Annotated in this window: 9 protein-coding genes and 3 tRNA genes; 5 read left to right on the forward strand and 7 right to left on the reverse strand. The window is 74.1% G+C overall.

Going from position 1 to position 11,036, the window contains the following annotated elements; genetic code table 11:
- Positions 1-90: 90 nt before the first annotated feature.
- From ACFVYI_RS12575 to ACFVYI_RS12585, 3 genes are all read right to left on the reverse strand, one after another.
- Positions 91-1,395, reverse strand: a complete 1,305-nt coding sequence (locus ACFVYI_RS12575; protein ID WP_387884095.1) for an MFS transporter — start codon at positions 1,393-1,395, stop codon at positions 91-93.
- Positions 1,392-3,179 (reverse strand): condensation domain-containing protein, encoded by a 1,788-nt coding sequence (locus ACFVYI_RS12580; protein WP_387884099.1) that lies wholly within the window; start codon positions 3,177-3,179, stop codon positions 1,392-1,394. The genes ACFVYI_RS12575 and ACFVYI_RS12580 overlap by 4 nt, the downstream gene beginning before the upstream one ends.
- Positions 3,180-3,407: 228 nt before the next feature.
- A complete protein-coding gene (locus tag ACFVYI_RS12585; RefSeq protein WP_387884100.1) occupies positions 3,408-3,953 on the reverse strand; it encodes a Uma2 family endonuclease in 546 nt (181 codons plus the stop codon).
- 364 nt (positions 3,954-4,317) lie between these two features.
- On the opposite strand from ACFVYI_RS12585, the gene ACFVYI_RS12590 reads away from it, so the two are divergent.
- Entirely contained in the window at positions 4,318-5,580 is a 1,263-nt protein-coding gene (locus ACFVYI_RS12590; protein ID WP_387884103.1) for a hypothetical protein, read from the forward strand.
- 154 nt (positions 5,581-5,734) lie between these two features.
- On the opposite strand, the gene ACFVYI_RS12595 is transcribed toward ACFVYI_RS12590, so the two are convergent.
- The 4 genes from ACFVYI_RS12595 to ACFVYI_RS12610 form a co-directional block, all read right to left on the reverse strand.
- A tRNA-Phe gene (locus tag ACFVYI_RS12595) sits at positions 5,735-5,808 on the reverse strand.
- Between the two features lie 27 nt (positions 5,809-5,835).
- Positions 5,836-5,909: transfer RNA gene (locus tag ACFVYI_RS12600), tRNA-Asp, on the reverse strand.
- A 66-nt stretch (positions 5,910-5,975) separates the two neighbouring features.
- Positions 5,976-6,048 (reverse strand) — tRNA-Glu (locus ACFVYI_RS12605).
- Positions 6,049-6,161: 113 nt separating this feature from the next.
- Positions 6,162-6,503 carry a metallopeptidase family protein gene (locus ACFVYI_RS12610; RefSeq protein WP_387884104.1) on the reverse strand — a complete coding sequence of 114 codons (342 nt, stop codon included), beginning with the start codon at positions 6,501-6,503 and terminating at the stop codon, positions 6,162-6,164.
- A gap of 127 nt (positions 6,504-6,630) precedes the next feature.
- Here ACFVYI_RS12610 and crcB (ACFVYI_RS12615) point away from each other — a divergent pair, with 127 nt between their 5' ends.
- The 4 genes from crcB (ACFVYI_RS12615) to ACFVYI_RS12630 all read left to right on the forward strand — a co-directional run.
- A complete protein-coding gene (gene crcB / locus ACFVYI_RS12615; RefSeq protein ID WP_387884245.1) occupies positions 6,631-7,077 on the forward strand; it encodes a fluoride efflux transporter CrcB in 447 nt (148 codons plus the stop codon).
- On the forward strand, positions 7,074-7,445 hold the full coding sequence (locus tag ACFVYI_RS12620; protein ID WP_387884106.1) for a DUF190 domain-containing protein: 372 nt from the start codon (positions 7,074-7,076) through the stop codon (positions 7,443-7,445). The genes crcB (ACFVYI_RS12615) and ACFVYI_RS12620 overlap by 4 nt, the downstream gene beginning before the upstream one ends.
- Complete coding sequence (gene crcB / locus ACFVYI_RS12625; protein WP_387884107.1) at positions 7,442-7,816, forward strand: fluoride efflux transporter CrcB; 375 nt, start codon at positions 7,442-7,444, stop codon at positions 7,814-7,816. The genes ACFVYI_RS12620 and crcB (ACFVYI_RS12625) overlap by 4 nt, the downstream gene beginning before the upstream one ends.
- Positions 7,817-9,039: 1,223 nt before the next feature.
- The coding region (locus ACFVYI_RS12630; protein ID WP_387884248.1) for a DEAD/DEAH box helicase at positions 9,040-11,036 on the forward strand (1,997 nt) is incomplete at its 3' end.

Raw genomic sequence — 11,036 nt, forward strand, 5'->3', positions numbered from 1 at the left:
AGGCTCGTTCGGTGACTCGTTCGGTCGGACGGTGGTGCGGGCCCGCGGGCGGTCGGCCGTTCGCCGGGCCGGTGCTCGTTCGGCCGGTGCTCATTCGGCGGGCGCCCGGTCGGCGGCCGCCGGGACGGCCCGCAGCCCGCGGATCGCGGGTACCGCGGGCAGGGCGGCGCAGCAGCCCAGGGCCAGGACGGTGGCCCCGATCAGGACGTGCTGCCCGCCCAGCCGCTCGGCCAGCGGCCCGGCGAAGGTGCGGCCGAGCGCCATCGCGGCCAGTGAGCCGGTGACGTCGTAGGCGTACATCCGGTTCAGCAGCGCCGTCGGGACCTGCGTCTGGACGGTCGTCGCCCAGATCACGCCCCAGAAGGCGCAGCCCACCCCGGCCGCCGCCCACCCGGCGGCGACCGCCCACGGCGGCAGGCCGAGGGCCGGTGCCAGCGGGTAGACGGTGAAGAGCGTCAGCGCCGCCGCGCCCGCCAGCAGCGGCCGTTGGGGTCGGGCCTTCATCGCGATCGCACCGCCCACCGCGCAGCCGCCGCCGAAGGCCGCCATCGCGGCCCCGTACGCGGTCGCCCCGTGCTCCTCGATGATCAGCACGCCGCCGAGCGCCAGTGACACCCCGGCGACCGTGAAGCCGTAGACGGTGTAGAGCGAGATCACCCCCCAGAGCCAGGTACGGGCACGGAACTCGCGCCAGCCGTCAGCCAGTTGGCGCAGCAGCGAACCGTCCCCGGCGGCCTGCGGCACGAGCTTCACCCGCAGCGCGAGCAGGCACCAACCGCTGATGCCGTACGTCGCCGCGTACACCGCGAAGACCGCCCCCGGCGAGAGCCCGGCGACCATGGCACCGGCCAGGGCCGGGCCGAACAGCGCGGCCAGCGCCTCCGCGACCCGCAGCGAGCCGTTGGCCCGCTGGACGTCCGTCGCCACCGCCGGGACCATCGACGCCACGCCCGGCTGGAACATCGCCGTCGCCACGCCGCTGACCACCTGCGCCGCGATGATCTGCCAGAGCGAGGGCGTGCCCAGCAGGAAGCCCAGCGCGACCACGCTCTGCACCACCAGGCGCACGCCGTCGGCCCAGACCATCAGGCGGCGCGGGGTCAGCCGGTCGGCGAGCGCGCCGCCGAAGAGCATGCACAGGGCCAGTGCGGCGGTCCAGGAGCCGAGTGCGTAGCCGACCCCGCTCGGGCCGTACCCCGCGTCCAGGATGCCCACCGAGAGGGCCACCGGAAGCATCGCGTCGCCCAGCATGGCCACCGTGCGGGCGGTGAAGAAGAGCCGGAAGTCGCGACTCCAGAGCCGGTCGGCCGGTGGCCGCGCTGATCGCTCCGGATCCGCGGCCGGGGTCTTCGCCGCCGGCGCGGCGACGGCGGGGGCCTCCTCGACGCTGCTCACCGGCCCGGCCCCTCGGTCAGCACGGGCCGCTCCCGCCAGGCGGCGGCCGCCTCGGTGTCGGCGGCGTCCGGAACCGGTCCGGTGTGCACGACGTACCACTGCGGGGTGATGGCACTCGGCCGGCCCGGCAGCAGGTCGAGGATCCGCCGGTGCACCCCGGCGAGGTCGGCCGGGTCCGCGGCCCCGGGCCGGTCCGCCGGTGCGGCCAGGTGGCAGACGAGGCGGTGGCCGAGCCGCTCGTCCGGCTCGGCGAGCACGAGGTGCGGCCGGTCACCCAGCGCCTCGGCGGCCAGCCCGCGGACGGCCGCCAGGTCGACCCAGCAGCGGTCGCTGCGCACCCAGTCGCCGCCCCGCCGGACCGGCGTCAGACCGGTCAGCGCGGGCAGCCGGTCCAGCGGCAGGTCGCCGTCGGCCGCCTCGGCCAGCAGCCTGACGAACGAGCGCCCGAACTCGGCGGCCTCCTCGGCCGAGAGCACCTGCTGGTCGGCCCAGAGGCCGAGGTCCAGTCGGTCCTCCAGGCGGTGGGCGATCAGCACCAGCCGGCTCGGCACCAGCTCGGCCGGCAGCGGGTCGAGCCGCAGGTCGAGGGTGTCGTCGTAGGCGCCCCCGGCCTTCTCCGCGCCGGGGGTGCGCACCGCGGGGAAGCGCCGCCCGGCCGGTCCGCCGGCTCCCTTGCCGAGCCCGCTCATGTCGTTGAAGACCAGGTCACGGGCGAAGGAGATGCCGCGCTGCGCCCCGACCCCGTTGATCACCTCCCAGGCCCGGATCGGGTCGAACCAGCTGGCGCGGTAGGCCCGCATCGCCTCGGCCCGGCACTCCCGGGCCAGCTGGTCGAAGCTCTCGGGCGCGGCGGTGTCCAGCAGCAGCAGGGCGTCCTGGGCGAGCGTGCCGAAGTAGCCGCGCAGCTCCTTGACCACCCGGTTGGCGGAGAGTGAGGTGATCGCGCAGTCCGGCTCGGCGACCCGCCACGCGACCAGCGCGCCGAAGGCCGCGAGCGTGATGACCGAGCGGGAGACCCCGGTGCGCTCGGCGATCCGGCCGAGGTGCTCGGCGGCCCGGTCCGAGACGATCCGCAGACCGGTGTGGTGCCAGTCCTTCTCCGCCGGGTCGGTCAGACCGGGCAGGGCGAAGGCGGCCTGCGGCACGGCGCGCATCCGGGCCTCCCAGTAGGACAGCGAGGACTCGGTGAGCCGGCGCACGCCGGGCCGCTCCTCCAGCGCCACCACGTCGATCGGCTGCAGCGCGGCCGGGGCGGGCAGCTCGCCGCCGTCCATCAGGGCGGCCCACTCCTCGACCAGGATCTCCCAGCTGGTGGCGTCCATGGCGGTGTGGCAGACCACGCAGACCAGCAGCGCGGGAGCGCCGTCGGAGAGCACCACCGCGAGGCGCACCGGCAGGTCGGCCTCCAGGTCGAAGCCGCCGGTCCGCAGCTCGCGGGCCAGCCCGACCGCGGTCTCGGCCGGGTCGCCCGCGGCCTCCACGAGCAGCAGGTCCAACGCTCCCTCGCCCGCCACCAGCTGGACGGTGTCCGGGCCGATGCCCGGCGCGATCCGGTAGGTGGTCCGCAGCGACTCGTGGCGCTCCAGCAGCACGCCGATCGCCGCCTCGACCCGGTCGAGCCCGGTGCCGTCCGGGACCGGCAGCACCGAGGTCAGGTTCAGATGGGACGGGTCGTCGTCCACGATGACCGCACGCAGCAGGTTGGTGAGCCCGAAGGCCAGTGGACCGCTGCGGGCGGAAAGCCCCGAGAACCCGACCTTCGACAACAGCCTCTGCTGTGCCATGCCGCTCCGCCTCCTCCGCGACTCCGGGCCCGGGAGGGGGCCCCGGGCCTCGTGCGGTGCAAGTGAAGGCCGGGGCGGAGGTGGGCGGCCAGGAAGCAGGGTCGGCAATATTGCCGGTCCACCGGGCGGGCCGGACGGGCCCGAACTGCCGGAACCCGCGGGCGACCCCGCTGACCGGAAGCTTCCGATCCGCCCGGAGTTGCCGGTCGTTTGCCTCCCCGGTGCCGGTCAGTACGGCAGCAGTTCGTCCGTGCTCAGGTCGAAGCCGAACGGCTCGGGGATGTGCAGGGTCTCGCCGAACTCGATGTCCTCACGGCGGTGGTACCTCGTACCGTCGGGCCGGCTGAACAGGGTGACGGTCTTCTGCCTCGCGTCGACCAACAGGTAGAGCGGGATGCCCATCTGCGGGTAGTCGCGGACCTTCCCGACCCAGTCGTTCTCGGGGTTGGAGGGGGAGACCAGTTCGACCGCGACTGCGGCGGCCTCGGCCGGCACCTGGTTGTCGGTCGTCTCCAGCACCTCGCTCGGAAGGTAGGTGAGGTCGGGGTTGCGGCTCTTGCCGACGTTGGGCGAGAGCAGGTCGGTGTTCTCGCTCGGCAGCAGCTCCAGCGGGGCGTGCGCATCGAACTGGCGGCGGACCAGCAGTAGGTTCCGTTGGTGGATGCCGGAGGGGCTGACCATCATCACGATGGTGTCGCCCGAAAGTTCGACCTTGAATCCGTCGGGCAGGCTCCTGCGGGCTTCTTCGAGGAGTGCGAAGTGCTCCGGGTTCATGTGCCGTCTCCTGGGGTGCGCCGGGAAGACCTCTCAGCGTAGTCGCGGAGCGTCGTCCGACCCTGCCCCGGGCGCGTCGGCTGCCGAGCACGTCGCGCGCCGTACCGCCGCTCACCTGCGGTGGGGCCGGGGCGCGAAGGCGGTCCGAAAGTTCTTCGAGCTCACCTGCAACCCCGGCGGGGGCCGCACGTCCAATCAAGTGAGCGGCACGGAAGGGGGCCACCTTCCGGAGGCGGGGGGACTTTCGCCCGTGACCGTGGTTCACGGGCCGCCTCACTCGCTCACTCGCTCACCCACCCAGTCGTAGCCGGCGCCGCCGACCCTGTCCTCGGCATGCCCGCAACCGGATGTTCCAGGGGGAACCATGTCCAGCACCGTCCGTGTCCGCCGTTCGCGCCGCACCGTCGCCGTTGCCGCCGCCCTCGGCGTCGTCGCGCTCGGCGGCTCGCTCGCCCTGCCGGCGCAGTCGGCCTCCGCGGAGGGGGTGAAGGGGGCGAAGCTGTCGGTCCAGGCGCCGGCGGCGGTCGGGTTCGCCGGGCAGCCGGTCGCGTTCACCGAGACGATCACCAACACCGGCACCGAGGCCACCACCTTCTCGCTCGTCCTGGAGACCACGAGCGAGGCGGGCACGCCGTCGAACGCGATCACGATCGACTACAAGGACCGGGCGAGCGGCGCCTGGAAGTCGGTGCCCCTGGAGTTCCACCACGGTGCCGAGTCGGCCTCCTACAGCGGCGCGGTGCACAACATCACCGTCCCGGCCGGCAAGACGGTGACGCTGAACCTGCGGATCGGCGCTCCCATGGGCCTGCCGCACCAGGGGGCGAGCAACGGCGGCTTCCGCTCCATCTCGCTGCGTTCCGCCGTGGGCGCGCCGGGATCGTGGGTGAAGCTGGCGGAGCAGGTCAAGACGATCAAGGTCGAGTCCATCCGGAGCTCGCTCCGTTCGGTGCCCGCCACGGCGGTCGCCGGCGGGGCGCCGATCGAGTTCGACGCGGTCCTGGCCAACCCCACGCCGTCCGGCTACGTCAACCTCGGCAACGTGCTCTTCAGCGACCCCCACGCCACCGTCCAGGTCCGCAGGGCGGACGGGGCGTGGACCACGCTGAAGAAGGTGTCCGGCGGAGCCGTCGACGATCTTGTCGGCGTCTACCTGCAGGGCCGCGACTCCGGCATCGGCGCCGGGAAGACCGTGGTCTCCAAGGTCCGGGTGTCGTACGACGCGAGCACGCCGCTGGGGGCGACCGAGATCCACCCGTGCGTCCTCGTCAACGAGGGCTCCACGCCGTTCAGCGGGACGACCGCGTGCGGCACGGCGAGCACCGTCAAGGTCGTCGCGGCGACCGAGGCGCCCGCCAAGCCGGCCACCAAGGCGCCCGCCAAGCCGGTCGCCGAGCCCGCGACCGGCGCCGCGCCGGCCGCCGACCCGGCCGCCCCCGCCCCGGCTCCGACCGCTGCCCCGGCTGCCCCGGTGCCGCAGGCCACCGCGCCGACCGCGCCGGCCACCGCTGAGCTCGCCGCCACCGGCGCCGGGTCCTCCACCGTCCCGGCCGTCGTCGCCGCGACCCTCGCCACCCTCGGTGCCGGCGCGGTTCTCCTCGCCCGCCGCCTGCGCCGCCGCTCCTGAGACGTCGACGCGCCGGTGCCTCCCCGTCACCGACCGGGGAGGCACCGGCGCAGGTCACGGCCCGCCCCGGGCCGTGGTGTACGGATGGGCGTGGAGGGCATGCAAAAGGCCCCGGAGAGTGATCTCTCCGGGGCCCTCCTGCTGTTCGCAGCTGTGGCCAGGGCCGGGGTCGAACCGGCGACCTTCCGCTTTTCAGGCGGACGCTCGTACCAACTGAGCTACCTGGCCGTACTGCACCGTCTCTTGCGAGACGAGCGATCCCGACGGGACTTGAACCCGCGACCTCCACCTTGACAGGGTGGCGAGCTAACCAACTGCTCCACGGGACCTTGCGTGGATTTCTCCACTGAGGTCTTGCTAGGTCTTGCGCACTGCACTTTACTACGGTACTGCTGTGCCCCCAACGGGATTCGAACCCGTGCTACCGCCTTGAAAGGGCGGCGTCCTGGGCCACTAGACGATGAGGGCTTGCGGCCTGTCCCGCTGTTTCCAGCGTTCGGGGACGTCGAGAAGCATATGGGATGTCGGGCGGATCGCCAAAACGGGTTTGGGCCGGGTGGGTGGACGGCTCCGCGGGCCGGTCAGGACCAGCCGAGTTCGTCGAGCTCGTGGTCGTCGAAGCCGAAGTGGTGGGCGACCTCGTGGATGACCGTGGTGCGGACCTCCTCGACCACCTGCTCGCGGGTCTCGCAGTGCCGCAGGGTCGGGCCCCGGTAGATGATGATCCGATCGGGCAGGACACCCGCGTACCACTCGCCGCGCTCGGTGAGCGGGGTGCCCTCGTAGAGGCCCAGGAGCTCCGGGTCGGCGGGGTCGGGCTCGTCCTCGACGAACACCGCCACGTTGTCCATCATGGCCGCGAGCTTCGGGGGAATCTGGTCGAGGGCGTCACTGACCAGCGTCTCGAACTCTTCCCGGGTCATCTCCACCGGATCATTGTCGGGTCTGGGGTGACGGTGTGCCAGGCGGTGGCGGCCGGTGTTTCATGGGCCCATGGCGACATCGGAGGACGCGGTGGACTCGGGCGGAGCCGGCGGCGCGCTGCGGACGATGCCGGCGGCGGTTCCGCCGCGCCGGCCGCCGGTGCTGCGGGGGCAGGGGCCCGCCGTGGCGGTGGTCGCGCTGGGCGGGGCGATCGGGGCGTCGGCCCGGTACGGGGCCGGACTGCTCCGGCCGACCGGGCCGGCCGACTTCCCCTGGACGACGCTGGCGGTGAACGGGACGGGCTGCGCGGTGATCGGGGTCTTCCTGGTGGTGATCACCGAGGGGCGGCCCGCGCATCCGCTGCTGCGGCCGTTCTTCGGCACCGGGGTGCTGGGCGGATTCACCACCTTCTCCACGTACGCGGTGGACATCCGGCGGCTGGTGGCGCAGGGCCGGCCCGGGACCGGGGTGGCGTACCTGGGGCTGACGCTGCTGGTGGCGCTGACCGCGGTCTGGGCGGCGGCCGCAGTGACGCGCCGTCTGGTCCGGCGCGGGGCCCGGAGGTCGGGGTGACGCGGCTGACCGGGTCGGCGCTGCGGCTGACCGTACTGGTGGGCGAGAACGACCGCTGGCACCACCGCCCGCTGTACAGCGAGATCGTGCACCGGGCCCGGGCGGCCGGGCTGGCGGGGGCGAGCGTGTTCCGGGGGATCGAGGGGTTCGGGGCGTCGTCGCTGGTGCACACGGCCCGGCTGCTGTCGTTGAGCGAGGACCTGCCCGTGGCGGTGGTGATCGTGGACACCGAGGAGCGGGTCCGGGGCTTCCTGCCGCAGCTGGACGCACTGGTGGGGGAGGGGCTGGTGGTGCTCGACCCCTGCGAGGTGATCCGGTACGTCGGACGGGCCGGCGACGGCGGTGGCGGGGCGGAGGCGGGGCGGTGAACTGGCTGCTGGTGGTGGTCGGGGCGGTGGTCGGCGCGCCGCTGCGGTACCTGACCGACCGGGCGGTGCAGGCCCGGCACGACTCGGTGTTCCCGTGGGGCACCTTCACCGTGAACGTGGCCGGTTGCCTGGTGCTCGGGCTGGTGACCGGGGCGGTGGCGGCCGGCGCGGCGTCCTCGCACGTCCAACTCCTGCTCGGGACGGGGCTCTGCGGGGCGCTGACGACGTATTCGACCTTCTCGTACGAGACGCTGCGGCTGGCCGGGGGCGGGGCCGGGCGGTACGCGCTGGCCAATGTGGTCGGCAGCGTGGCGGCGGGGCTGGCGGCGGTGTACGCGGGGGCGGGACTGGCCTCGGCGCTCTGGGGGTGAGCGCGCCGTCGGCCCGGCGTGTCCCGGTCGGTCCGGCGCGTCCCGGTCCGGAGGTTTGAACCCGTGGGGTTGCGCCGGCCGGATGGCGTCCGGGGGCTTCCTGCCGGGCCGCCCGTGTCCCGCTGCCCGGGGCGCGCGTTGGGCACCGAAAGTGCCGCGCGCGATGGCGGCGGCCCGGGCCCGGGTGGGGCAGCGGAAGAGGGAGCTCGGTGGCGGCGATGCGTTCGGTGCGCGAGGTGGGCGCTCGGGAGGAACGTTCGGCCGGTCGTCCGGCGGTCGTCCGTCCGGCGGCCGACCGGCCGGTGGTGGTGCGGGCGGTGGCGGTTCGGCAGGCGGAGCCGAGGGCGGTGGCGGTGCGCAACGGTGTGGTGCGGGCGGCGGCGGTGCTGGCGGTGGCCGGGCTGGGCCTGACCGGGTGCATGTCGGTGGGGCCGGCCGCGGACGAGAAGCACGGCACGGTGCCGGTCGGGCAGGCCGGGACGGTGGGCAAGGCCGGTGGCGGAGCGTCGGCCTCGCCGACCGGCGGTCGCCCGGGTGGCGCGTCCGGGCGGTCGGAGCGTCCTGGGGGCGTGCAGGTGGCGAACACGCCGGGGGCGGGTCAGACCCCGGCGCCGGGCGAGGCGTCGCCCGGCGCGAACGGCGCGGCTGCCGGCGCGGAGGCGGCACCGGGCGCGGTGCCGCCCGTCGACGAGCCGGGCGCGAACGGTGCCGCCGGGGGCGTGAGCGCCAGTAGCGCACCTCACTCGGGCACCGGTTCCTCCGCCGGCGGGACGACGGCCGGCACGGGTGGCACAGGCGGTACGGGCGGCGGTGGAACCGGCGGCAGCGGCGGAACGAGCGGCGGAACGGGCGACGGGCGGTCCGGTGGCGGCACCGCGACCGGCCCGGCGGCGAGCCCGAGTGCCCGGCCGTCCGCCTCCCCCGATGCCAGCCCCGTCACGCCCGCCCCGCCCGCCACACCGGCTCCGGAGCCCTCGCCCGGCAACTCCGGATCTTCGGCCCCGAGCCCCGGTTCGGGCGGGCACTAGCGCTCTGGCCAGTGCATTTGCCTCCGATCCCCAGGTTCGCCTATGGTGGTAGATCGTTCGTTTGATTCATTTGACTGGCGCCCTAATTCCCATCTGGCGCCCTTGGCGCGTTCCGGCGATCCGTGGCTGACCGCATAGAGGCGGTTGTGAAACAGAACCCGGACTTTGGCGCGTGCCACTTCCGGAAGGTTTTGCATGTCTCTCGTTGACGACGCCCGCTTCGCCATGCCCGCGAGCGAGTCCGCCGCCGATGTCACCCCCACCGACGCCCCCGAGGTCGAGCTGATCGACGCCGACCAGGACGTCGACCTCGACTCCGACCTGGACGCCGCCGACGAGGCCGCGGCCGAGGAGAGCGTCGAGCCCACCATCACCTTCGGTGACCTGGGCCTGCACGACGACGTCGTGCGCGCCCTCGCCAAGCGCGGCGTCACCACCCCCTTCCCGATCCAGGCCGCGACCATCCCGGACGCGCTGGCCGGCAAGGACGTGCTGGGCCGTGGCCGTACCGGCTCCGGCAAGACCCTCAGCTTCGGCCTGCCGCTGCTGACCCGCCTCGCCGACGGCGAGCGCACCAAGCCCAAGCACCCGCGCGGCCTGATCCTCGTCCCGACCCGCGAGCTGGCCATGCAGGTGGCCGACGCGCTGGAGCCGTTCGGCTCGGTGCTCGGCCTCAAGCTCAAGGTCGTCTGCGGCGGCACCTCGATGTCGAACCAGATCTACGCGCTGGAGCGCGGCGTCGACGTCCTGGTCGCCACCCCCGGCCGTCTGCGCGACCTGCTGAACCGCGGCAGCGCCAAGCTGGGCGACGTCCGGACCGTCGTGCTCGACGAGGCCGACCAGATGGCCGACATGGGCTTCCTGCCCGAGGTCACCGAGATCCTCGACCAGGTGCCGGCCGGCGGCCAGCGCCTGCTGTTCTCCGCCACCCTGGAGAACGAGATCGACACCCTGGTCAAGCGCTACCTGAAGAACCCGGTCACCCACGAGGTCGACCCGTCGGCCGGCGCGGTCACCACCATGACCCACCACATCCTCGTGGTGAAGCCCAAGGACAAGGCGCCGATCACCAACGCGATCGCCGCCCGCAAGGGCCGCACGATCATCTTCGTCCGCACCCAGATGGGCGCCGACCGCGTCGCCGAGCAGCTCATCGAGGCCGGTGTGAAGGCCGACGCGCTGCACGGCGGCATGACCCAGGGCGCCCGTACCCGCGTCCTCGGCGACTTCAAGGACGGCTACGTCAACGTCGTCGTCGCGACCGACGTCGCCGCCCGCGGCATCCACGTCGACGGCATCGACCTGGTCCTGAACGTGGACCCGGCCGGCGACCACAAGGACTACCTGCACCGCTCGGGCCGCACCGCGCGGGCCGGCCGCTCCGGCGCCGTCGTCACCCTGGTGCTGCCGCACCAGCGTCGCGGCGTGTTCCGCCTGATGGAGGACGCGGGCGTCGACGCCTCGCGCCACATCCTCGACCACGCCTTCGACGCCGAGGTCGCCAAGATCACCGGCGCCCGTTCGCTGATCGAGGTCCAGGCCGAGAGCGCCGCCGGCATCGCCGGTGCCGCCGAGCGCGAGCTCGCCGACATGACCCGCCAGCTGGAGCGCGCGCAGCGCCGCGCCACCGAGCTGCGCGAGGAGGCCGACCGCCTGGCCGCCCGTGCCGCGCGCGAGCGGGCCGACCTGGGCATCGAGGACGAGGCGCCCGCCGCCGAGGCCGAGGGTGCCGAGACCGCCGCGACCACCGAGGTTCCCGCGGAGACGGCCGCCCCGGCCGCCGCCGTGACCGAGGAGCGGGCCCCGTCCTACCGCGAGGCGCGCACCGAGCGCCCGGCGTACGGCCGTGACCGTGACGACCGCGGCCGCGACGACCGCGGTGGCCGCTCCGGTGGCTTCAACCGTGACCGTGACGACCGTGGCGGTCGCTCCGGTGGCTTCAACCGTGACGACCGTGGTGGCCGTTCCTTCGGTGACCGCGACAACCGTGGCGGCGGCGCCGGTGGCTTCAACCGTGACCGTGACGATCGTGGTGGCCGTTCCTTCGGTGACCGCGACAACCGTGGCGGCGGCTTCAACCGTGACGACCGCGGCGGCCGCTCCGGTGGCTTCAACCGTGACGACCGTGGTGGCCGTTCCTTCGGTGACCGCGACAACCGTGGCGGCGGCGCCGGTGGCTTCAACCGTGACCG

This window comes from Kitasatospora sp. NPDC058218 (genome assembly GCF_042882445.1).
Lineage (GTDB): Bacteria > Actinomycetota > Actinomycetes > Streptomycetales > Streptomycetaceae > Kitasatospora.

What these genes read in the sequence shown, in the direction of transcription:
- ACFVYI_RS12580 (WP_387884099.1), bottom strand. Translation starts at nt 3,179, where the DNA reads ATGGCACAGCAGAGGCTGTTGTCGAAGGTCGGGTTCTCGGGGCTTTCC.
- ACFVYI_RS12585 (WP_387884100.1), bottom strand. Translation starts at nt 3,953, where the DNA reads ATGAACCCGGAGCACTTCGCACTCCTCGAAGAAGCCCGCAGGAGCCTG.
- ACFVYI_RS12590 (WP_387884103.1), top strand. Translation starts at nt 4,318, where the DNA reads ATGTCCAGCACCGTCCGTGTCCGCCGTTCGCGCCGCACCGTCGCCGTT.
- ACFVYI_RS12610 (WP_387884104.1), bottom strand. Translation starts at nt 6,503, where the DNA reads ATGACCCGGGAAGAGTTCGAGACGCTGGTCAGTGACGCCCTCGACCAG.
- crcB (WP_387884245.1), top strand. Translation starts at nt 6,631, where the DNA reads ATGCCGGCGGCGGTTCCGCCGCGCCGGCCGCCGGTGCTGCGGGGGCAG.